20 protein-coding genes are annotated in these 22,486 nt (G+C 38.7%); 18 read left to right on the top strand and 2 right to left on the bottom strand.

What is annotated here, in order from left to right; translation table 11 throughout:
- Positions 1–7 precede the first annotated feature (7 nt).
- The 15 genes from CYK55_RS10280 to CYK55_RS10210 all read left to right on the top strand — a co-directional run bounded on the left by CYK55_RS10280 (position 8) and on the right by CYK55_RS10210 (position 16,244).
- Positions 8–337: a nucleotide pyrophosphohydrolase gene (locus CYK55_RS10280; RefSeq protein WP_034686794.1), complete on the top strand. Its 330-nt coding sequence runs from the start codon at positions 8–10 to the stop codon at positions 335–337.
- 28 nt (positions 338–365) lie between these two features.
- A complete protein-coding gene (locus CYK55_RS10275) occupies positions 366–1,079 on the top strand; it encodes a class A sortase (protein WP_034686792.1) in 714 nt (237 codons plus the stop codon).
- Positions 1,080–1,672: 593 nt separating this feature from the next.
- Entirely contained in the window at positions 1,673–2,521 is an 849-nt protein-coding gene (gene licT / locus CYK55_RS10270; RefSeq protein WP_034686789.1) for a BglG family transcription antiterminator LicT, read from the top strand.
- A 117-nt stretch (positions 2,522–2,638) separates the two neighbouring features.
- Positions 2,639–4,510, top strand: a complete 1,872-nt coding sequence (locus CYK55_RS10265; RefSeq protein WP_034686786.1) for a beta-glucoside-specific PTS transporter subunit IIABC — start codon at positions 2,639–2,641, stop codon at positions 4,508–4,510.
- 16 nt (positions 4,511–4,526) lie between these two features.
- Positions 4,527–5,972 (top strand): glycoside hydrolase family 1 protein, encoded by a 1,446-nt coding sequence (locus tag CYK55_RS10260; protein WP_126134266.1) that lies wholly within the window; start codon positions 4,527–4,529, stop codon positions 5,970–5,972.
- 289 nt (positions 5,973–6,261) lie between these two features.
- The gene (locus tag CYK55_RS10255) at positions 6,262–6,963 is read left to right on the top strand and encodes a GntR family transcriptional regulator (RefSeq protein ID WP_010734698.1); all 702 of its coding nucleotides are present in this window, start codon (positions 6,262–6,264) and stop codon (positions 6,961–6,963) included.
- Between the two features lie 278 nt (positions 6,964–7,241).
- A complete protein-coding gene (locus CYK55_RS10250) occupies positions 7,242–8,576 on the top strand; it encodes a PTS sugar transporter subunit IIC (RefSeq protein WP_034686778.1) in 1,335 nt (444 codons plus the stop codon).
- A gap of 24 nt (positions 8,577–8,600) precedes the next feature.
- Entirely contained in the window at positions 8,601–9,689 is a 1,089-nt protein-coding gene (locus CYK55_RS10245; protein WP_034686776.1) for a DUF871 domain-containing protein, read from the top strand.
- Positions 9,690–9,698: 9 nt separating this feature from the next.
- Positions 9,699–10,811 (top strand): amidohydrolase/deacetylase family metallohydrolase, encoded by a 1,113-nt coding sequence (locus tag CYK55_RS10240; RefSeq protein ID WP_034686774.1) that lies wholly within the window; start codon positions 9,699–9,701, stop codon positions 10,809–10,811.
- Positions 10,795–11,895 (top strand): DgaE family pyridoxal phosphate-dependent ammonia lyase, encoded by a 1,101-nt coding sequence (locus CYK55_RS10235; RefSeq protein ID WP_034686773.1) that lies wholly within the window; start codon positions 10,795–10,797, stop codon positions 11,893–11,895. Before CYK55_RS10240 ends, CYK55_RS10235 begins: the two co-directional genes overlap by 17 nt.
- A 5-nt stretch (positions 11,896–11,900) precedes the next feature.
- Complete coding sequence (dagF, locus tag CYK55_RS10230; RefSeq protein WP_034686772.1) at positions 11,901–12,650, top strand: 2-dehydro-3-deoxy-phosphogluconate aldolase; 750 nt, start codon at positions 11,901–11,903, stop codon at positions 12,648–12,650.
- 2 nt (positions 12,651–12,652) lie between these two features.
- The gene (locus CYK55_RS10225) at positions 12,653–13,660 is read left to right on the top strand and encodes a sugar kinase (protein ID WP_034686761.1); all 1,008 of its coding nucleotides are present in this window, start codon (positions 12,653–12,655) and stop codon (positions 13,658–13,660) included.
- An 835-nt stretch (positions 13,661–14,495) separates the two neighbouring features.
- Positions 14,496–15,071 carry a TIGR00730 family Rossman fold protein gene (locus CYK55_RS10220; protein WP_034686759.1) on the top strand — a complete coding sequence of 192 codons (576 nt, stop codon included), beginning with the start codon at positions 14,496–14,498 and terminating at the stop codon, positions 15,069–15,071.
- Complete coding sequence (locus tag CYK55_RS10215; RefSeq protein WP_034686757.1) at positions 15,071–15,511, top strand: nucleoside 2-deoxyribosyltransferase; 441 nt, start codon at positions 15,071–15,073, stop codon at positions 15,509–15,511. The genes CYK55_RS10220 and CYK55_RS10215 overlap by 1 nt, the downstream gene beginning before the upstream one ends.
- A 16-nt stretch (positions 15,512–15,527) precedes the next feature.
- The gene (locus CYK55_RS10210) at positions 15,528–16,244 is read left to right on the top strand and encodes a deoxynucleoside kinase (protein ID WP_034686754.1); all 717 of its coding nucleotides are present in this window, start codon (positions 15,528–15,530) and stop codon (positions 16,242–16,244) included.
- Between the two features lie 186 nt (positions 16,245–16,430).
- Here the strand turns inward: CYK55_RS10210 and CYK55_RS13520 are convergent, their stop codons facing one another.
- Positions 16,431–16,592 (bottom strand): hypothetical protein, encoded by a 162-nt coding sequence (locus tag CYK55_RS13520; protein ID WP_164546247.1) that lies wholly within the window; start codon positions 16,590–16,592, stop codon positions 16,431–16,433.
- Positions 16,593–16,944: 352 nt separating this feature from the next.
- On the bottom strand, positions 16,945–17,361 hold the full coding sequence (locus tag CYK55_RS10205; RefSeq protein WP_034686752.1) for a hypothetical protein: 417 nt from the start codon (positions 17,359–17,361) through the stop codon (positions 16,945–16,947).
- Positions 17,362–17,659: 298 nt separating this feature from the next.
- Here CYK55_RS10205 and CYK55_RS10200 point away from each other — a divergent pair, with 298 nt between their 5' ends.
- From CYK55_RS10200 to CYK55_RS10190, 3 genes are all read left to right on the top strand, one after another.
- Positions 17,660–19,054: a glycoside hydrolase family 1 protein gene (locus CYK55_RS10200; RefSeq protein WP_034686750.1), complete on the top strand. Its 1,395-nt coding sequence runs from the start codon at positions 17,660–17,662 to the stop codon at positions 19,052–19,054.
- A 192-nt stretch (positions 19,055–19,246) separates the two neighbouring features.
- On the top strand, positions 19,247–19,795 hold the full coding sequence (locus CYK55_RS10195; protein WP_126134265.1) for a hypothetical protein: 549 nt from the start codon (positions 19,247–19,249) through the stop codon (positions 19,793–19,795).
- 312 nt (positions 19,796–20,107) lie between these two features.
- Positions 20,108–22,186, top strand: a complete 2,079-nt coding sequence (locus CYK55_RS10190) for an LTA synthase family protein (protein ID WP_126134264.1) — start codon at positions 20,108–20,110, stop codon at positions 22,184–22,186.
- The last annotated feature ends 300 nt before the right edge of the window (positions 22,187–22,486 follow it).

The raw sequence follows: 22,486 nt of genomic DNA, 5'->3' as shown, positions 1-22,486 counted from the left end.
AAGATCAATGGAAAAAAGCATGGAAAAAATCAATCAGTTTAGAGATGATCGCAATTGGCGACAATTTCATAATGAAAAAGATTTAGCAATTTCGATTTCTTTAGAAGCTTCAGAATTATTAGAGTTATTCCAATGGAAGCAACCAGAAGAAGTGACAACCACTCAGCTTGAACGAATCAAAGAAGAACTAGCAGATGTGTTGATATACTCTTATATGATGGCCGACAATCTAAATTTAGATATCGATACGATGATTGAGGAAAAATTAGAAAAAAACAATCAGAAATATCCAGTAGAAAAAAGTAAAAACAACAAAGTAAAATATACGGAGCTATGATAGATAGTGCAAGAGTGGAGGAAGATACATGAAAAAAAAAGGAAGAGTCAAAAAGTGGCTGGTCAATTTTTTATTGTTTCTACTATTAATAGTAGGATTAGCCTTGATCTTTAATGAACAGATCAAAGATTTTTTTGTTAAAAATACGGGAGATGCGTACGCTATTTCTAATGTGACTCGTGATGATATTGTCAAAAATAATCAAAAAGAGGCAAACTTTGACTTTGATTCAGTTGAATCAATGAGTTCAGAAGCGGTGTTAAGAGCCCAATTGAATCGACCGGAGCTACCAGTCATTGGAAGTATCGCCGTCCCTTCCGTCTCGATCAATTTACCGATTTTTAGAGGGTTGGATAATGCAAACTTATTGTACGGTGCCGGAACATTGGATCCAGATCAAGAAATGGGGAAAGGAAACTATGCCTTAGCAAGTCACCGTGCCAACAATCCCGAATTACTTTTTACTCCGTTAGAAAATCTAAACTTAGGTGATAAAATCTATATCGTCGATTTGGAAAACGTCTACACGTACAAAGCGACATTCAAAGAAAAAGTCGCCCCTTCGGCAACAGAATTATTGAACATCGAAGAAGGAAAAGAATTGATCACCTTGATCACTTGTGGGGATATGGACGCCATTACACGCCTAGTCGTCCAAGGAGAACTCGAAAGCATCACACCAATGAAAGAAGCCACCCAAGAAATGAAAAATGCCTTTGACATGCCAACGAGAACGTTTTAGAAGAGGTTGTGAAAAAGCCGTTCAGCTCCAAGTAATAAGGGCCTCCCTGAGAAAATAGTTTTCTATATTTTCTCAGGGAGGCCCTTATTATCGTAGGAGTTGGCTTTTGAACACCATTTGTCAAGGTTGTGAAAGCAGCGATTAGCACTAAGGCATAAGACAGAAAAATTGAAAATGGCTTTTTCATTTTTGATTTTTTTGGCTTATGATCGAAGTGTTGCTTCTTGAACACCGTTTATGGTGGTTGTGAGAAAAACGTTCTAATCTAAGCAGTATTATAGAACAAAGCTTTTCATATTCTGATCATCAACATCACAATAGAGAAAAAAGGATAGAAATGGCTCGTTCATTTTCATCCTTTTTTGTTACTCTCATCGCATGTATATTGGATTCAGTGTTACAAAATACTAAAAGTTCTTCTCCTTTTGAAAAAATAAAAACGATGAAAAGGGTTGCATAGCGAATGTAACAGTGATATAGTAAATGTAGTTAAGCAATGGATTGTTACTGTTCGGCAGGCAAAACCAGAATTCAGCTAGTAATTACGGGTGGATTCTAGGTTTTTTTATTTTTTAGTTGGGAGGTCGATGTAGATGGTCATAGAAAAAGTTTTGAATAATAATGTCGTCATCTCAAAAAATGAATTAGGCGAAGAAATCATCTGCATGGGAAAAGGTCTTGCTTTTCAAAAAAAATCAGGCGATACGATCTCTGAAGAATCGATCCAAAAAGAATTTGTGCTAAAAGATTCTTTTACTACGCATCAGTTCCAACAATTGATGGCAGATGTCCCATTAGAAGAGGTCGAGCTTGTGAAGCAGATCGTCGACCTTGCCGAAGAACAATTAAACATCCAATTATCGCCAAACATCTATTTGACACTGACCGACCATATCCATTATGCGATCAGTCGAGCAAAGGAAAACATCGAATTACCGAATCCTTTATTATTTGAAACAAAAAAGTTTTATCCTAAAGAATATCGAGCAGCCAAACAAGCCCTTCAACTTGTTGAAGAAAAGCTCGGTGTGACCTTACCAATGGATGAAGCAGGCTTCATAGCCTTTCATTTCGTCAATAGTGAGCAAGGAAATGGCGACATGCAAGTAACGATGGCGGCAACGAAAATGGTGCGAGATATCCTAAGTATCATCAGTAAATTTTTCGGCATCGCCTTTGACGAAGATTCCTTGAATTATCAACGGATCATCACACATTTACAATTTTTCACACAACGATACTTAAAAGATGAAGCTTCAGATGAGAAAGATGAATTTCTTTATGCGCTTGTCCAAGGAAAATATCCAAAAGCGTTTCGCTGTGTGGAACGGATCAATGAGTATCTTGTACAAACGCAACAAAAAGAGATGGGACCAGGGGAACAAATCTACCTGACGATCCACATCCAACGTGTAGTAACAGAAAAACAAACCCAATCATAAGGATTGTTACTGGATCAAGCAGGCAAAACCTAGATTGAAAATATGGACACGTCTAATCACGTGACCGTTTTTTCAATCTAGGTTTTTTATTTTATCAAAAAGAAAGAAGGAAAGAATATGGATAATCAAGCAGTAGGACGGAGAGTCTGGGAAGCCGTAGGTGGAGAAAAAAATGTCAATAGTTTAGTGCATTGTGCGACAAGATTACGTTTCAAATTGAAAGATGAATCGATTGCCGATACGCAGAAATTAAAAAATGACCCCGATGTCATCCAAGTCGTTCAAAGTGGCGGCCAGTATCAAGTCGTTATCGGCAGTAATGTGTCGGATGTCTACCAGGCGATTGTTGATGAGCAAGGGTTAGGAGAAGGTGCAGGAGCGGATAGTGAGGATACAAGTAAAAACCCTCTAAATCGCTTGATCGATATTATTTCAAGTATTTTCACACCGTTTTTAGGTGCAATGGCAGCTGCGGGGATATTGAAAGGTTTCTTATCCCTTGCATCAGTACTAGGTTGGTTGACAGCTGATAGCGGAGCTTATCAAATCTTGTTTGCAGCAGCAGACGGGGTCTTTACTTTCCTACCAGTGATGCTAGCTTTTACAGCTGCAAAGAAATTCAAGACTAATCAGTTTTTATCGGTAGCGATCGCTATGGCGCTAGTCTATCCAGCAATCACACAGTTAGCAGGTTCAGGATCGGCAGTAGACTTTTTTGGTCTACCAGTGATCTTGTCTCAATCAGGCTATACTTCTTCTGTTATTCCAATCATCTTAGCCGTTTGGGTACAAAGTAAGTTTGAGCCACTTGTGAAGAAAGTTATTCCACAATTTTTACAAATGATTTTTGTGCCAATGATTGTCTTGTTAGTTATGGTGCCTTTGACTTTCTTAGTATTAGGGCCAATTGGAACCGTTATCGGTAATGCCTTAGGTGGGTTGTTCAATTCGATTTATAGCTTTAGTCCATTAGTTGCTGGAGTCATCATGGGTAGCATGTGGCAAGTGTTGGTTATGTTCGGGATGCACTGGGGCTTTGTGCCAATCATCTTCTTGAATATCGAACAATATGGCTTTGATGTTTTGATGCCAATGCTTTTACCAGCAATATTGGCACAAGGTGGTGCAGCATTAGGTGTGGCTTTACGTACGAAAGATTCAAAATTACGCTCATTAGGAATTTCTTCAATGATTACTTCGTTCTTTGGAATCACTGAACCGACTGTTTACGGTGTGACTTTACCTTTGAAAAAACCATTTATCGTTGCCTGTATTTCCGGTGGGATCGGTGGAGGCATCATCGGGTTTGCTGGCGTAAAAGCATTCTCTAGTGGTTTGATCAGTTTACTGACCATCCCAACATTTATCAGTACCGATCCAGCACTGGAATCAAGTGTAATCATGGCGATCATCGGTACAGCAGTTGCTTTTGTTCTTGGTTTTGTCGGTACTTACTTGATTGGTTTTGATGAAGAAGTACAAGATGAAAAATTAGAAGCAACAGAAACTACCACAGGGGATACGATCAGCACAGCACGTCACAATTTGAAAAGTCCATTGACTGGAAAAGTCTTACCACTGACAGAAGTACCAGATAAAGTCTTCTCTTCTGGAGCAATGGGAAAAGGGATTGCGATTGATCCTGAGAAGGGTGAATTAGTTGCTCCGGCAGATGGCGAAATCACGACGATTTTCCCAACAGGTCATGCAGTTGGTTTGACAACCACAGATGGTGTAGAGATTTTGATGCATATCGGAATGGATACTGTCGAATTAAATGGTGAAGGATTTGCAACATTTGTCAAACAAGGAGACAAAGTAAAAGCAGGTGACTTGCTTGTCCGCTTTGATATTGAGAAAATAAAAGCAGCAGGCTATAGCGTGGTCACTCCTGTGATCGTAACGAATACCGATCAATTTGCAGATGTGTTAGAACTTGATCAACAAGAAATTATTGCTAATGAAGATTTTCTGGCAATTGTAAAATAAAAGGAGGAAAACAAACATGACAGCACGATTCAAAAAAGACTTTTTATGGGGTGGCGCAACAGCTGCCAATCAATTAGAAGGTGCTTTCGACCGCGATGGGAAAGGCTTATCTGTCGCCGATGCTATGCCTGGTGGTAAACAACGTTTTGCAATCATCGGGAGTGAAGAATTTGATTGGACGATCGATGAGGAGAAATACCTTTACCCCAATCATCGTGGAATCGAACATTACGATCACTTCAAAGAAGATATTGCTTTATTTGCAGAAATGGGCTTTAAAAGTTATCGTTTCTCCATTGCTTGGACACGAATTTTCCCTCAAGGTGATGAGCAAACACCAAATGAAGCGGGCTTAGCTTTTTATGATGAACTGATCGATACGTGCTTGAGCTATGACATCGAGCCAGTCATTACGATTTCTCATTATGAAATGCCATTACACTTAGCAAAAGAATACGGTGGGTGGAAAAACCGTCAGTTGATTGAGTTTTATGAACGTTTTGCTCGTACAGTGTTAGAACGTTACAGCAGCAAAGTGAAGTATTGGATGACGTTCAATGAGATCAATTCAGCTTTCCATTTCCCAGCATTGAGTCAAGGATTGGTCAAAAGCAATGGCGCAAGTGATTACCAAAATATTTTTCAAGCATGGCATAATCAGTTTGTCGCTAGCAGCAAAGCGGTGAAGATCGCACATGAGTTGCGCTCGGATATCCAAGTAGGCTGTATGATCATTTATGCAACGACCTATAGTATTGATGCAAATCCGATCAATCAAGTGGCTACATTGATCCAAAATCAAGAGTTCAACTTCTTCTGTACAGATGTGCAAGTTCGTGGCGAATATCCAGCCTATACAGCACGTACGTATAAGAAATATGGAGTTGACGCAGCAAAACTAGAACAAACAGAAGAAGATTTCCAATTATTAAAAGAGTATCCAGTGGATTATATCGGGTTTAGTTACTATATGTCATCAGCTATCGATGAAATCAATCCAGATGCCGATACATCGAATGGAAACCTACTAGGCGGCGTGAAGAATCCATTCCTTGAAGCAAGTGAGTGGGGCTGGCAAATCGACCCTGAAGGATTGCGCGTGGCGTTGAATGAATTATATAACCGCTATGAAAAACCACTGTTTATTGTTGAAAATGGCCTGGGTGCGATCGATAAAGTGGAAGAAGATGGCTCAATCAATGATGATTATCGTATCGATTACTTGCGTCGTCATATCGAAGCAATGGCTGATGCAGTTGCTGATGGGGTCGATTTGATGGGCTACACACCATGGGGCTGTATCGATTTAGTTAGCGCATCTACAGGAGAAATGAGTAAACGCTATGGATTTATTTATGTCGACCTTGATGATGAAGGGAATGGGACTTTAGCACGTACCAAGAAAAAATCTTTTGACTGGTACAAGGCAGTCATTAAAACGAACGGCGAAGAATTAGGATAAATAACGACTGGGCCATTTTTGTAGAAAGGCCTTTCACCACAAAAGTCCTTACAAATTTAATGATTGTTTGAAATTTCTGATAAAATTCTCCTTGTTTTTATAATCAGTAATTATGTTATTAAAACAAGGGTATAACAAAGGTACGAAAAAAGTAGGGTAATAAGCTTAGATGTTTTGTTATATCTAAGCTTATTATTTGTACATAGGTAGACCAATTATCAATATTTCTATTCTTTTTTTTGTTTATTTATGTTATTCTCTTACTAACATAAAGGTGAAAGGTGAAGCTATGAAAAGAACGCGTGTATTATATTTAGAAGTAGCAGACAAGATCAAAGAGGATATTTTTTCAGGAAAGTATCCGGTGGGGAGTATGCTACCGACTGAAAATGAGTTAGAAGAATTGTTCCAAGTGAGTAAAATCACTGTGCGAAAAGCTATCGAGTTATTAGCCACAGATGAATATGTCGAAAAGAAAAGTGGTCGGGGAACGACAGTATTAAGCAATCGTCCTTACAATCGTTTATCTAAAGCCGAAAGTTTTACTCAGATCTTAAAAGATTCCCAATACGAGGTTCGCAAAGAAACGATTGGTTTAGAAAAAATCAGTATCAAAAAAGATCATCCATTATATTCGATGTTTGGTTCAGCTGCGGTATGCTTCAAGCGTTTGTATTATTTAAATGACCAACCATATATCTATTTTGTTCACTATTTACCAAAAGACATGAATAAAATGAAACAAAAAGAATTTGATAAAGAATCTTTATATCGGTTGCTCACACAGAATAATCACATTATCGACTCTTTTTCAGATGACTTTTCTGCCACGTTTTTAACAGATGAAGAAAAAGCACTATTAAAGACGACTTCAGAAATCGGTATCAAGCGTGTACGTCGATCAACGACGGAAGATCGAGAAGTGGTCGAGTATTCAGAGGCAATTTATCATACGGATCTACATCCTTATCATATCAACTACGAAACATAGACAATCGCAATGAGGTCGGGGCAGAAGTGTGTAGCCTCGAGAAACAAGGCGTCATCCATGAAAATTGTTCTTCAAATTTTTGTGGATGGCGCCTTGTTTCTCGAAGAGGTTACTTCTGTTCCCGCCGTTTATTCGGTTTCAGGAGGTGGGAGAGGCCGATTGTCTCAGTCTCTTTTTGTCAGAATAATCATATATTTTAATGAAAATGTTTACATTATATCATTAATATGTTATCTTTTATTTAAACATTATAATGTTTTGGTAAGGGGGAATAACAAATGGATAAATTTGTAGGGTTGATCGAACAAAAAATCATGCCTGTTGCGAATCGGATTGGTACACAGCGTCACATGACAGCGATTCGAAAAGGAATCATTGCGACGATGCCATTAACGATCGTTGGTTCATTTTTTACGATATTATTGAACATCCCGATTGCGTCGGTCGCGGCAGTCATTGAACCATATCGTGCAATTTTAGATATCCCATTTCGATATACAGTGGGGATCTTAGCTTTATATGCCACATTTGGGATTGCCTCTTCATTAGCAAAGAGCTATCGTTTAGATTCATTAACTGCCGGTATTTTAGCCTTGATGTCCTTTCTGATCGTAGCTGCGCCACCAACTCAAGTGTTGGAAGATCTTGAAGGAATAACCGCTGGACGCTATATCAATATTGCGAATCTTGGTTCAGGTTCTTTATTTGGGGCAATCGTAACAGCAATTTTGTCTGTTGAGATCTATCGTTTCTTTATTGAAAAGAAAATCACGATAAAAATGCCAGATGGTGTGCCGCCAGAAGTGACGAATTCTTTTGTCGCATTGATCCCAGGAGCAGTGATCTTGATTTTCTTTTGGGTCATCCGACATTTGCTTGGCTTTGACTTGAATGGTTTCTTGAGTCAATTGTTGATGCCACTTAAAGGCGTGTTAGCAGGGAACAGTTTATTTGGTGGACTACTTACGGTTTTCTTGATTTGTTTCTTCTGGGTATTAGGGATTCATGGACCAGCTATCATGGGACCGGTGATTCGTCCGTTTTGGGATATCTCGATTGCTGAAAATATTGACGCATTCAATGCAGGAACCAATGCACATGATATGCCAAATATCTTTACAGAACAATTTTTACAATGGTTTGTCTGGATCGGTGGGGCAGGTACGACACTTGCATTAGTCGTACTGTTCATGTTCTCCAAATCCAAGTATCTGAAAAGCTTAGGACGTCTGTCGATCCTTCCTGGTTTGTTCAATATCAATGAACCAATGATTTTTGGGGCACCAATCGTCATGAATCCAGTATTGGGTATCCCATTTATTGTCGCACCCTTAGTAACGACAACGATTTCTTATGTCCTTACGGTAAGTGGTTTAGTGCCAATGATGGTCGCACGGTTGCCTTTCGCGATACCAGCGCCACTTGCGGCTTGGATGAGTACCAATTGGAGTGTCGCTGCGGGTGTCTTAGTCGTGTTCAACTTCTTTATCACTTTGGCGATCTATTATCCATTCTTCAAAGTATTTGAAAAACAACAGCTGGCACAGGAGAGAGAAGAAGAACAAGCAGAACAAGCCTCTGTCCAGATCACAGATGGTATCACGAACGAGTAAATAGAAAAGAAAGCAGGAGTTAATATGAAACGTTCACTAGGAATCTCTCTTTATCCTGATCACAGCAATCCGCAAGAAGATCGTGCTTATCTCGAAATGGCACATAAATATGGGTTTACTCGAATTTTTATGAGCATGTTAGAAGTGACTGAGGAAACAGAACAAATCAAACAGAAATTTCAGCAATTGATCGAATATGCTTCATCACTTGGGTTTGAAACGATTTTAGATGTCGCACCATCGATTTTCGAACAGTTGAATATTTCATATGATGACATGAGTTTTTTTCATGAACTAGGTGCAGATGGGATTCGTTTAGATTTAGGATTTGATGGCAGAAAAGAAGCGCTACTGACTTACAATCCTTACCAGTTAGCAATTGAATTGAATATGAGTAATGATGTGGCTTATTTAGAAAATATTTTGAGCCATCAAGCGAATACCCCGTTTTTATACGGGTGTCATAATTTTTATCCTCAAGCAGGAACTGGACTTCCTTATGAATTTTTTGAAACATGCAGTCGCCGATTTAAACGCCAAGGCATCCGTACTGCCGCTTTTATTACTTCTCAAACGGGCACAATCGGTCCTTGGGATGTAAACGATGGCTTGCCAACATTGGAAATGCATCGCCAGTTAGGCGTCGTTCCAGCGGCTAAACATTTATTTGCGACTAACCTTATTGATGATGTCATTATCGGCAATGCGTATGCTTCGGAAGAAGAGTTGCAAGCATTAGGTGCAGTTGATCGATACCAAACTGTTTTTGCTATTGAGTTTCTTCCTCAGACCCATGAAGTCGAACGAGGAATTGTTTTGAACGAGCAACACGTTCGCAGAGGGGATATCACGTCGCAAGTGATCCGTTCGACAGAAGTGAGAAAAATGTATCAAGCAGATGCTAATCCTCCCCATGACAATGAAGAAATGTTTCAAGTGGGAGATGTCGTCATTGGAAATGATTGCTTTGGGAAATATAAGAATGAGTTACAGATCGTATTAACGCCACATCAAGATCCAAGAAAAAATAAAGTGGGTGCCATTGTTGCGGATGAACAACTGTTACTATCTTTCGTCCACCCTTGGTCAAAATTCAAATTTAAAGAAAAGTAGGCGTTTGTCATGTTTGATTTAATTATAAGAAAAGGTCAGGAGTTAGGCAAAGAACCTGTTGATATCGCTGTGAAGAACGGTAAGATTGTCTTGATCAGTAAGCACATCGAAGAATCTGGGAAACAAGAACTGGTACTTTCAGATGAACAGTATCTCTCCGCAGGGTGGATCGATGATCATGTCCATTGTTTTGAAGAAATGACATTATATTACGACTATCCCGATGAAATTGGTGTAGATAAAGGGGTAACAACGGTCATTGATGCTGGAACGACAGGTGCGGAAAATATCCACACATTTTATGAACATGCAAAGCAAGCAAAGACAAATGTTTTTGCTTTATTGAATATTTCAAAATGGGGGATTGTGGAACAAGATGAGTTGGCAGATTTATCAAAAATCCAAACGGATCTGGTTCATCAAAAACTAACAGAATTGCCTGATTTTATTGTAGGGTTAAAAGCTCGGATGAGTAAAACAGTCGTGGGTAAAAATGGGATTACGCCTTTAAAGTTAGCAAAAGAAATCCAAAAGCAAAATGCTGGATTACCACTAATGGTCCATATCGGTTCTGCGCCTCCACGTTTAGATGAAATTTTAGCGCAGATGGGAAAGAATGATGTGATGACCCATTGTTTCAATGGAAAGCCTAATGGCATCATTGATCCAGTGACCAATGAAATCAAATCCTTCGTCAAACAAGCCATTGCTGATGGTGTGGTGTTCGACATCGGTCATGGGACTGATAGTTTCAACTTTGACGTGGCAGAAACTGCGCTCCATGCGGGAATCAAAACCGATTCGATCAGCACAGATATCTATATCAGAAATCGTAAAAATGGTCCGGTATATGATTTAGCAACGACGATGGAGAAACTCTACGTTATCGGTTATTCTTGGCAAGAAATTCTTGAAAAAGTGACCAGCGCACCAGCGAGACAGTTCAACCTAGCGACAAAAGGCAATATCAAAGAAGGCTTTGATGCAGACTTTACGATTTATAAGTTTCTCGATCAAGAAAAACAATTGACGGACTCGAATGGCAATATACGAACGACCACACAGCAAATTATTCCTGTAAGCGTTATTATTGGGGGTGTCAGTTATGACTGTGAATCATGAGAAATTTGGCTTGAATGAAGTGATCAATGCTTCTGGTCGAATGACGGTCTTAGGCGTGTCCACCGTGAGCGAATCGGTGTTAGAAGCCCAGCGTTTTGGGGGCGAACATTTTTTTGAAATGGCTGAATTGATGAAGAAAACCGGTGCATACTTGGCAAAACAATTAGAAGTAGACGATGTTCAAATCGTTTCTTCCGCATCTGCTGGAATCGCTCAATCCGTTGCTGCGGTGATCGGTCAAGGATCGATGTACCATGTGCATCACCCTTATGACGAAACAATCAAACGCAGAGAAATCATTTTACCTAAAGGTCATAATGTCGATTATGGTGTGCCAGTGGAATTAATGATCCAACAAGGAGGAGGGCATGTCATTGAGGCAGGGTATGCCAACCAATGTACACCCAACCACATCGAGGCGATGATCACCGAGCAAACAGCAGGTATTTTGTACATCAAAAGTCATCATACCGTACAGAAAAGTATGTTGGAGGTGGCAGAAGCGGTAACAGTGGCTAATCACTACGAACTGCCTTTGATCGTTGATGCAGCAGCCGAAGAAGACTTACTTAAATATACCGCATTAGGCGCTGATCTAGTGATCTATTCAGGTGCCAAAGCGATTGAAGGTCCAAGTGCAGGGATGGTGATTGGTAAAGATCCGTTCGTTTCTTGGGTTCGTCTGCAATCACAAGGCATTGGTCGATCGATGAAGATCGGCAAAGAAAATGTTTTAGGATTTGTCCAAGCAGTCGACGATTATTTGATACATGGTAGCGAATCAGGTGAATCGATGAAAAAAAGAGTTCAGCCATTTGTCGAAGCACTTGAAAAGTTGCCAGGTATCAGGGCTAAAGTCGTCCAAGATCCTGCTGGGCGAGAAATCTATCGTGCCAGTATCCAAGTCGTTACAGGCTCTGCCAGGACGATCATCGAGCAGCTAAAAGCAAAAGCCCCAGTCATTTATACCAGAGAGTACCAAGCGAACAATGGGATCATTGAGTTCGATATTCGCTCAGTGACGCAAAAAGAGATGGAACAAATCATCCAACGTTTAAATGAAATCTTACAACCAAAGGAGTAATCATGATGTCATTGACCCCAAATTATCTTGAAGATAGAATCTGTTTGAATGTGCTAGCCAATTCTGTCGAAAATGCAAAAAAATGTTATGAAGAAGCCGAAGGGCATATCTTACTAGGTGTTTTGTCTAAAAATTATCCAAGTGATGATGCAGCTATCACAGACATGAAAAAATACCAAGAAGCAACAAATAATGCCTTATCGATCGGCTTAGGTGCCGGCGATCCAAAGCAAAGCCAGATGGTGACTCGCTTGGCGAAAGTATTACAACCCCAACATGTCAACCAAGTTTTCACAGGTGTTGGCGCTTCTCGTGCGGTCTTAGGACAGTCAGACACGATCGTCAATGGTTTAGTTTCTCCAACTGGAAAAGAAGGATACGTCAATCTTGCCACTGGTCCTTTAAGTAGCCAAGGCCCTGCTGCGATGGTACCGATCGAAACAGCCATTCGTTTGTTACAGGATATGGGTGGAAGCTCGATCAAATATTTTCCAATGAAGGGATTAGCGCATAAGAAAGAATATGAAGCTGTTGCAGCAGCTTGTGCAGCGTTTGATTTTTATTTAGAGCCAACGGGTGGAATCGATTTGACGAATTTTGAAGAAATCGTTCAGATCGCATTAGATGCAGGAGTCAAAAAAATTATCCCTCACGTCTATAGTTCGATCATTGATCCAGAGACAGGTGATACTCGACCAGAGGAAGTCCGTCAGTTGTTGGATATGATGAAAAAATTAGTGAGAACAGGTGAGTGACCATGAAAATCGGTGCATTTGGTGAAGTGATGTTGAGGCTGACACCCCCTGAATATCTGATGTTGGAACAAACGCACACTTTGCGTATGGCATATACTGGAACAGGTGTGAATCTAGTTGGTAATCTAGCACATTTTGGAGTAGAAAGTTACTTGTTGACGGCACTACCAGCCAATCGTTTGGGGGATGCAGCGTTAGCTAATTTGAAGAGTTTAGGTATCAATACCTCCTATGTCATTCAAAAAGAACGACATATCGGTACTTATTTTGCTGAGATGGGCTATGGAATCAGACCAACAGAAATTACCTATCAAAATCGTAAAAATAGTTCTTTTGGTTTAGCGACAGTGGCTGATTATACCATCGAGGACTTTATCGAAACAGTTGATTTAGTCCACATCTGTGGCATCAGTTTGAGTTTAAATGAGCATTCCGCGGAAGTGGCGCTTGCTGTAGCAAAAACAGCGCATAGAAAAGGAAAAAAAGTTTGTTTTGATTTTAATTTTCGTCCGAGTCTAAACCAAGAGCCAGATAAAAAAAGAGTGATGAAAGAACGTTATCAAGAAATACTGCCCTATTGCACGATCATCTTTGGTTCTGTTCGTGATTTGTCTGAATTATTAGAGAGGCCGATCGACCTTTCCAGTCGTTCTGCCAAGATTCGCTCGTTCCAAGAATTTTTAAGTGATTATCAAATCGATTGGTTTGCTGGTACGACACGGCAAGCAACCAGTGAAAAGAAACAACTAAGTGGCTATCTGATGTCTTCGACAGAATGGATCGAAACAGAAGCGTATCCACTGGATAGTTTAGATCGTATTGGAGCAGGTGATGCCTTTGCTGCGGGGATTTTATTAGGCTATAGTGAGGATTGGTCATTGGATCGAACCGTTCAATTTGCATTAGGTAATTCACGCTTAGCCCACACGATACAAGGGGATGTGCCACTCACGACTAGAAAGCAAGTGGACCAATTATTGACGCATCCATTGATAGATTTAAACCGATAACTAAAGTTATACAAAAAACTGGGGCAAAAATGGTACAGTTTTTTGTAGCTTTTCAGATTTGCTTGACTCTCAATCTAGGAATCAGTATCATAAATGGCAGATAGAAACAGTCAAATAAAAAAGGCCCCCCAATTTTTAGTGGCAGCTAAAAATTGAGGGCTTGAGTAGTCAACGCATTGACCAATCAAGTTTGCCATAGTCAATGGAAACCATCGACCGAGTTCATTGTATCGAATCTTAAAGGAGATTGCTAGCTTTTTTGTCGATTAAATGAATAAAATGTATGGGCTTTTATTTACTGTGCCAAAAGAGGAGGGACAATCGTTCCCTCTTCTTTTTTTGTCCAACACGTATACCCAAGGACGATTGATCAAACTATAAGTCTGAAAGAACAAGTAATGATCCACAACATCGTTTATTGCTTTTTTTTATGCTTCCTTATCAATGATCAAGGCAAGTCATGCGTTTTGACCTCATGGATCGTTTGACTGTTTTCTATCTTCTATCGGATCAGCCGTTGAGAATTTGTTGATCGATATAAATAAAAATAACAAAAGAAATAAAATGGATTTCTTTCTTCAACAGAAGTCAAATGTTATTCGTAAGAAAGTCGAAAGAAAGAGAATATCACAAAGTAAGACCATACTTTTTTTAGTTTTTAGTTATTTAAAAAATAGTATTAAAACATAATTCATTGAAATGTTACCCGAAGACAAAACACTATATATAGTGTTTTTTGTTTTGTATAACACTAAAATATAACTAAATCTAGTCTTTTATTTTAAAAAAACAAGAGTAGAATAAAGGTAGATCGATTAGTAAGGATGTGTTTTTTTTGAAGTTGACTATTTTTTGCGGTTCACGTTCTGGGCAAGATCAGAAGTATATTCTGTTAGCTGAAACGATTGGAAAATATATGGCAGAAAAACAAATTGAATTGGTTTATGGTGGATCAGATTCAGGTATCATGGGTGTTTTTAGTCGCACGATCTTACAAAATGGCGGACAAGTAACAGGGATCTATCCAGTCGGGCTGTTTTCTGCAGAATTACCAAAAACAGATGTTACCACGTTTATACCAACGGAAACGATCGATAAACGTAAGGAACTACTATTCGAAAAAGGAGAAGCAGTGCTGGTCTTTCCTGGAGGACTAGGTACACTCGAAGAATTTTCGCAACTACTCTCCTGGATGGCGATCGGCCTGATACCAGAAAAACCTATTGGTATCCTTGATGTTCATGGGTATTATTCAGGATTGAAAGAATTGATTGGGAATTTCGCGAGAGAAGGATTTATGGCTGAGAAATGGCTCAACCATCTTTATTTTTCAAATGATCCTTTTGAGCTGATCAATCAATTATGTGCAACAGAAAAACAAACGAAATCAATGATGCAGGAGATTAAATAATGAGTTATATTTATTTAGCAGGACCATTCTTTTCAGATGAACAAATCGAGCGGATTGCTCAGGTTGAAACGGCATTGACTGCCAATCCAACGGTGGATAGTTTCTACTCACCAAGACACCATCAACACAGTAATTATGAGATGTTTAGTGGCGGATGGGCGCAAGAAGTCTACGAGAGAGACATGAAAGAACTTGCCTCGGCAGAGCAAGTTGTAGCAATCCTAGACTTTGAACATCAGACGATCGATCCTGGCACTGCCTATGAATTAGGTGTCGCCACAGTGATGGACAAACCGATCATCATTTTTCAAGAAGAAACGGTACCAACTAATTTGATGATCACTCAAAGTTTACATTCATATGTAAAAACGTTCGAAGCAATCCAAGTATATGATTTTAAGATGTTACCCAAAAGTACTTATAAAGGCGAATATTTATAGAATGAGAAGGGATTAGATGTCAGTGATATTGATTTCAGGAACAATTGGCGCAGGAAAGAGTAGTTTGACCGATATGCTTGCCAAAAAGATTGATTCAACACCATTTTATGAAAATGTAGAGGACAATGAGGTACTACCTTTGTTTTACTCGAATCCAGAGCAATATGCGTTTTTATTACAGATCTTCTTTTTGAATAAACGATTTTTAGCGATGAAAAATGCACTGAACCATGATGATAACGTATTGGATCGTTCGATTTATGAAGACAGTTTATTGTTTCATCTAAATGCTGATTTGGGTCGTGTGTCAGACATTGAAGTCCGACAATACGATAACCTCTTAGATACGATGCTTCATGAATTAGATGATGTTGCACCTAAAAAAAGACCCGATTTACTCGTGCATATCAAAGTCTCTCTTGATACGATGTTGGCACGAATCAAAAAACGTGGACGAGACTATGAACAATTGGATAGTGATGAAACGCTTTATCAGTATTACCGCTCATTGAATGAACGGTATGATCAATGGTACGAAGACTTTGATGTTTGTCCAAAAATCCAAATAGATGGTGATGCCTTTGATTTTGTTGAAAGACCTGAAGATGCACAAGTCGTGATAGAGCAGATCCAAGCAAAATTAGCTGAATTAGAAGAACAGCAGTCTGGAAGTTACTATACAGACAATCAACATGCTAAAGGGCAGCAATTAGATTCGTCAGGTGCTATGTAAGACAAAAGCAAAATTCGCTTATTGTTTTCAAACTAGAACCGAATAAACAGTGGAGATAAAGTTTCCTCTTCAAAAAAAGGCAACAACTACAAAAAGTGGAAGAATGATTTTTGTAGTTGTTGCCTTATTTTTAGAGACTAAACACTTCGGTTCCGCGCTCTATTTTTAATTATTTGTTTCTTTATTCTACTTTTCTCGGCTTGTAAAAAACTCAAAAGGTTGATTCGAACCCTCGATCATTTTATGGCAATGGTCACAAAAATTGACTCTTCCTTGGTCGTTGATCTCTGTGTGTACATTTTGATTCGTCGTACAGGTACAGTAATCTTGAGTATTTGCTGTCTGCATAATCTTTCTCCTTAGTATATCAAGTGCTTCTTTACTATAGCAGAAACACAGGATAGAAACAAAATTAATTAAGAAAACTTAGAATTTTTAGCGATGAGCATGTGTCAAAAAATTGACTCATCATTTTGAGCTTTCATAGTGAAAAACGGCTAAAAGATGCACGATCTAATGAAAAGAAACATGAGTGGGACAGCATATTCTAAAACTGAATAAACGTCGCAATAGAAGTAATCACTTCGAAAAATAAGGCGCCATCCACAAAAATTAGAAGAACAATTTTCGTGGATGGCGCCTTATTTTTCGAGATTAAACATTTCTGTTTCGACTGCTGCTTTTATGTTATGCACTCAAACTATAACGTATAGATATTACCTTCTTCATCTTCTATACGAAAATTACCGATTTTTCTAAAATGAAAAGTCTGAGTCGAACCGTCTTTTTTACCAACGATCGTATACTCCTCATTTTCAGTTGTGATCTTGATATCGGTTAACACGATTTTCTCTGGAGTCGTGCTTGCTGTATCAGTTTCAGACTCAGCATATGTTCGTGTCCATTCCATCGTGTCATCTTTAAATTTGATCTCTGCATTGGCAAGGTCCATGTTTTTTCGGACCTTCAGTGTATAGGTGCTATTTACTATATCAGATTTATCCGCCTGAAAAGTGGTCGTATTCGTTGTTTCTTCCGTTGAGTGATTTGATTGATTACAGCCAGAAAAAGCGAATAAGGCAAAAATCAACGTAAAGTAAATCAATGTTTTTTTCAAAATAATGCCCCCAGTAGATTGGATAAAGTGATTATACCATTGAATCCAGCAACATGAAATAAATGGCTACAAAAAGTAAGTTTTTGTAGCCATTGGTGTTTCAGAGTGGTCCTATGAGAAGTTTTCTGGAAAGTAAATATTTTTAGTCTCGTGGGTTCTATTTTATTATTTACCCTAATTGGTCTAGTCTTTTTTGGGAAAACGGTTTATAATAATGGTTGTAAGTGAAGAAAACGTTTGCTATATTGTGATGTGCGACATAAAAAACTTAAATGAAAAGAATCAACGAGGTGCAAAAATGACAACATATCAATTTCCAGAAAAATTTTGGTGGGGCTCTGCAGCAAGTGGACCACAAACAGAAGGACGGATACCTGGAGATCATAAAGGAGACAATATTTTCGATTATTGGTTTTCCAAAGAGCCAGAAAAATTCTTTGATCAAGTCGGTCCGGAAAAAGCATCACAAGTCTATACAAAATATAAAGAAGATGTCCAGTTGATGAAACAAACCGGACATAATTCATTTCGGACATCTATTCAATGGAGTCGCTTGATTCCAGATGAAACAGGTGCAGTCAATCCCCAAGCAGTCGCATTTTACAATAGTTATTTTGATGAACTGATTGCACATGGTATTGAGCCATTTGTTAACTTGTATCATTTCGATATGCCGATGTACCTTCAAGAAAAAGGTGGTTGGTTAGCTCGTGAAACTGTCGAAGCTTATGAAACGTATGCCAAAACTTGTTTTGAATTATTTGGAACAAAGGTAAAAAAATGGTTCACGCATAATGAACCAATCGTTCCTGTCGAGGCTGGTTATTTATATCGTTGGCATTATCCTGAAGAGTCGGATATGAAAAAAGCAGTTCAAGTTGGTTATCACGAGGCATTATCTTCTGCTTTAGCTATCAAAGCCTATCATGAAACAAAACAAGACGGTAAAATCGGAATCATCTTAAATTTAACACCTAGTTATCCAAGAAATGAGAACGATCCTGCCGATGTGAAAGCTGCGCAAATCGCCGATGCCTTTTTCAATCGCTCATTTTTAGATCCCGCTGTGAAAGGAGAATTTCCACAAGAATTGATCGATATCGTAACCGAGCTAGATCTTCTTCCGGACATGCAGGAAGAAGATCTAGCAATTATCAAAAATAATACGGTGGATCTTTTAGGAATCAATTATTATCAGCCACGCCGTGTCAAAGCCAAAGAAACAGCAGTCGATACAACAAATGGCCCGATGCCCGAAGATTACTTTGATAACTATGAAATGCCGGGACGTAAAATGAATCCTTATCGCGGGTGGGAGATTTATGAAAAAGGTATTTACGATATCTTAATCAATGTTCGAGACAACTACGGCAATATCGACTGTTTTATCTCAGAAAACGGTATGGGGGTTGAAAATGAAGCCCGCTTTATTGAAGCTGACGGAATGATCCATGATGATTATCGCATCGAATTTGTCCAAGAACACTTAAAATATGTGCATCAAGCCATTGAAGAAGGTGCGAACTGCTTAGGGTATCACATGTGGACGTGTATGGATAACTGGTCATGGACGAATGCGTATAAAAATCGCTATGGCTTTATTTCAGTCGATCTAGCTAATGGCAAACGGACGATCAAAAAATCTGGCTACTGGTTCAAAGAAGTAGCTGATACAAGTAGTTTTTCTGTTTGATTAGAAATTTGTTCTTTTTTGAAATTTTTTAATTTAAAAAATGATCCCGAGATGCACGATGATCTCGGGATTTTCACTTTTATACATCATCGGTATGTGTTATTTTTTATCTTTTTCTTTAATTTCTTCGCTTAAAGTTTCATTTTTTGTATATAATAGAATAGGTAAATTTGAATGGGAGTGGAAGAAGGTATGCGAAAAAAAAGGCCTTTTCTTCTCTTTTGGTTAATTGGCTTTTTTATAATACTTATGTTATCCGCAGTATTTTCTGGTAAAATGACCGCTGATCTTGCGCACAAAGAACCAGAAACAACCATTGCAAATAAAGCTTCAGTAGATGAATTCAAAAAAGAATTTTCAACCTATTGGTGGGCGGACTACGAAGTTGTAGCGAACTACGAAAAGGGAGAACTAGAGATTTATCTGCCAAAAGACAAGGAAAAAAATCAATTCATCAATGTGAATGATGTATTAAGTGCCATTTCAATCAGGCAAGTCCAACACGGGGACAAGCACTTGAGCGTGCTGCTTTTGACCGAAGATAAAGAGAAAGTCGCACGATTAAAAAATGGAAAGGTATCTTCTAGTTATTCTGACAAAGTAGACCCAGAGATGGTCAATCAACGCTTGACTGAATGGCGGAAAACGACAGAAGAAATCCAAGAAATAACTGAAACCACCGCCTCTTCATCCGAAGAGACGTCCAATACGACTAATTCTAGTGTAGTAACTGGACCGTAACAGCGACAAGCGCATAAACAAGTGAAAAAAGTTCACATTTTCTAACGTAAAAATACTGAGATCAGCTCGTTGAAGAGTTGGCGCAAGAAATGTTCAACTCTGATCAATAAGACGGAATCTAGGCAAATTAAGACAATTTGCCTAGATTCCGTCTTATTTTCGAAGTAGTTACTTTCCAGAAAGTAGAAAAGCAACTATAGAACACCAGTGATTAATTTATAAAAAAGAGTAAAAAAACAGATTTTTTTAGCAAAAACTAAATGTTTAGGAGCAAAATAGACAGGAACAATAATTTAGAGAGAAGTGGTGACTTTGACACAACTAAAAAAAATTGGCCAACATCAAGTACTCATCGTTTTGATTGCTGGCTTTTTCTTTTGGATGAAAACGATTTTTGCCTACTATACTGATTTTTCTTTAGGCGTAGAAGGAAGCATCCAAACGTTTATTTTATGGATCAATCCAATAGCGACAACGCTATTATTTTTTGGTATTTCTTTGTATTTTAAGAAAGTCAGAACAAGTTTGATCGTTTTATTTATCATCGATTTTTTAAATACGTTATTGCTATATTTGAATATTATTTTCTATCGTGAGTTCACAGATTTCATTACCGTTAAATCAGCACTAGGTTTCTCCAAGGTTTCCCAAGGATTATCTGGTAGCTCTTTTTCTTTGATGAAGCCTCATGATATCCTTTATTGGATCGATATCGCCGTCTTTGCTTTTCTGCTGATTCGCGTATTTATAAAAAAGGTACCATTGAAAGCTCCTGCAGTACGTAAGCCGGTGGCGATTGCGGTGACTTGTTTGTCTGCTTTGATCTTCTCTGGGAATCTGGCAATGAGTGAGGCGAATCGCCCTCAATTATTGCAACGGACATTCGATCGTTCTTATATTGTCAAATATCTTGGACTTGATGCCTATACGATCTATGATGGGATAAAAACAGGGATTACTAGTAGTGTTAGAGCGCATGCAAGTAGCAATGGCTTAGATGAAGTCCTCGATTATACAAAATCTCATTACGCTGCTCCTGATCCAGAGATGTTTGGACTTGCAAAAGGGAGAAATGTGATCGTATTGCATTTGGAAAGTTTTCAACAATTTTTGATCAATATGAAAGTAGATGGACAAGAAGTCACTCCTTTTTTAAATAGTCTCTTTACCAATCAGGGAACAATCAGTTTTGATAACTTTTTCCATGAAGTTGGGCAAGGGAAAACCAGTGATGCTGAGAACATGTTGGAAACCGGGACGTTTGGGTTGCCTCAAGGTTCGTTGTTTACAGAATTAGGTTCAGATAATGTGTTCCAAGCTGCTCCAGCCATCTTGGATCAGACACAAGGCTATACCAGTGCGGTTTTTCATGGGAATGTCGGTAGTTTCTGGAATCGTGATCATGTATACAAAAATCTAGGGTATGATAATTTCTTTGATCGCTCATATTTCGATGAATCAGATGAGATGCTTGGCTATGGTATTTTAGATAAAAATCTATTTCGAGAATCCGCAAATTATCTCGAACATTTGCAACAACCATTTTATGCGAAGTTTCTTTCTGTCACGAATCACACACCTTATTATACAGATGACAAAAACTTTGATTTTCCTTCGCTGAATACAGGAAATAGTACCGTTGATAATTATGTGCGAACGGCCCATTATTTAGACCAGTCTCTCAAACAGTTTTTTACTTATTTGAAAGCTTCTGGGATTTATGACCATTCGATGTTCGTGATTTACGGGGATCATTTTGGTATCTCAAATACAGACAATAAAGACCTTGCTTCAGCACTAGGAAAAGATCCAGAAACATGGGGCGATTTTGACAACGCACAGATGCAAAGAGTACCACTGATGTTCCATATCCCAGGTTATACAAAAGGAACAGTCAAACATGAGTATGGTGGTGAAATCGATGTTTTACCAACGTTACTCCATTTATTAGGAATCGAGGACAAAAATTATATCCATTTTGGTACAGATTTACTTTCACCTCAACATGATCAAGTCGTGGCATTTAGAAATGGGAATTTTGTCGCGCCGGATTACACCGTACTAGGTGGAAAAATCTATGATACAAAAACAGGGGCATTACTTGAAGAAAACCAAGCAGCGGAACAAAAAGTCGCACAAGAACAAAATCAGGTAAAAACAGCTTTGAGTCTTTCTGATAAACTCAATCAAGAAAATCTCTTGCGATTCTATGTGCCAAATGGATTTACGACGATCGACCCTGCAAAGTATGACTATAAGAATCAAGTACAACGGAATCAACAAATTGAAAAAGACAAAGGTGCAGCCTCAACAAGTGTCTATTCTAAAAATCATGATCAAACAACAACCAATCTATACCCTGTAGAGGATGAATTGGCGGACAAACCATAAACATGGCTAGATGTCGGTGAAGGAGCAAGCTAGCTGAAGGCTTCTTTCACAACCGATGATAAACGGTGTTCGAAAGCCAGTTCCTTCAATATTAAGTCAAAACTTGAAAAAACATAGAAAGCTATTTTCTCAAGTTTCGTCTTAATATTCGGAGCTGAACGGCTTTCTCACAACCTTGATCAACGGTGTTCAAGTAGCTGACCTTCAACACTAAACTGAAAAATCAAAAAATATGGGGAGCTATTTTCTGTTTTTTCAGTTTGCTGTTCAGGTCAAAGCGCTTCTTTCACAACCTTACTA

This window comes from Enterococcus mundtii (genome assembly GCF_003957375.1).
GTDB lineage: Bacteria > Bacillota > Bacilli > Lactobacillales > Enterococcaceae > Enterococcus_B > Enterococcus_B spodopteracolus.
The sequence above is the reverse complement of the archived record's forward strand: the minus strand, read 5'-3'. Positions and strand labels throughout refer to the sequence as shown.

What these genes read in the sequence shown, in the direction of transcription:
- CYK55_RS10225 (WP_034686761.1), top strand. Translation starts at nt 12,653, where the DNA reads ATGAAAATCGGTGCATTTGGTGAAGTGATGTTGAGGCTGACACCCCCT.
- CYK55_RS10210 (WP_034686754.1), top strand. Translation starts at nt 15,528, where the DNA reads ATGTCAGTGATATTGATTTCAGGAACAATTGGCGCAGGAAAGAGTAGT.
- CYK55_RS10260 (WP_126134266.1), top strand. Translation starts at nt 4,527, where the DNA reads ATGACAGCACGATTCAAAAAAGACTTTTTATGGGGTGGCGCAACAGCT.
- CYK55_RS10195 (WP_126134265.1), top strand. Translation starts at nt 19,247, where the DNA reads ATGCGAAAAAAAAGGCCTTTTCTTCTCTTTTGGTTAATTGGCTTTTTT.
- CYK55_RS10265 (WP_034686786.1), top strand. Translation starts at nt 2,639, where the DNA reads ATGGATAATCAAGCAGTAGGACGGAGAGTCTGGGAAGCCGTAGGTGGA.
- CYK55_RS10200 (WP_034686750.1), top strand. Translation starts at nt 17,660, where the DNA reads ATGACAACATATCAATTTCCAGAAAAATTTTGGTGGGGCTCTGCAGCA.
- licT (WP_034686789.1), top strand. Translation starts at nt 1,673, where the DNA reads ATGGTCATAGAAAAAGTTTTGAATAATAATGTCGTCATCTCAAAAAAT.
- dagF (WP_034686772.1), top strand. Translation starts at nt 11,901, where the DNA reads ATGTCATTGACCCCAAATTATCTTGAAGATAGAATCTGTTTGAATGTG.
- CYK55_RS10215 (WP_034686757.1), top strand. Translation starts at nt 15,071, where the DNA reads ATGAGTTATATTTATTTAGCAGGACCATTCTTTTCAGATGAACAAATC.
- CYK55_RS10275 (WP_034686792.1), top strand. Translation starts at nt 366, where the DNA reads ATGAAAAAAAAAGGAAGAGTCAAAAAGTGGCTGGTCAATTTTTTATTG.
- CYK55_RS10255 (WP_010734698.1), top strand. Translation starts at nt 6,262, where the DNA reads ATGAAAAGAACGCGTGTATTATATTTAGAAGTAGCAGACAAGATCAAA.
- CYK55_RS10250 (WP_034686778.1), top strand. Translation starts at nt 7,242, where the DNA reads ATGGATAAATTTGTAGGGTTGATCGAACAAAAAATCATGCCTGTTGCG.
- CYK55_RS10235 (WP_034686773.1), top strand. Translation starts at nt 10,795, where the DNA reads ATGACTGTGAATCATGAGAAATTTGGCTTGAATGAAGTGATCAATGCT.
- CYK55_RS10280 (WP_034686794.1), top strand. Translation starts at nt 8, where the DNA reads ATGGAAAAAAGCATGGAAAAAATCAATCAGTTTAGAGATGATCGCAAT.
- CYK55_RS13520 (WP_164546247.1), bottom strand. Translation starts at nt 16,592, where the DNA reads ATGCAGACAGCAAATACTCAAGATTACTGTACCTGTACGACGAATCAA.
- CYK55_RS10240 (WP_034686774.1), top strand. Translation starts at nt 9,699, where the DNA reads ATGTTTGATTTAATTATAAGAAAAGGTCAGGAGTTAGGCAAAGAACCT.
- CYK55_RS10245 (WP_034686776.1), top strand. Translation starts at nt 8,601, where the DNA reads ATGAAACGTTCACTAGGAATCTCTCTTTATCCTGATCACAGCAATCCG.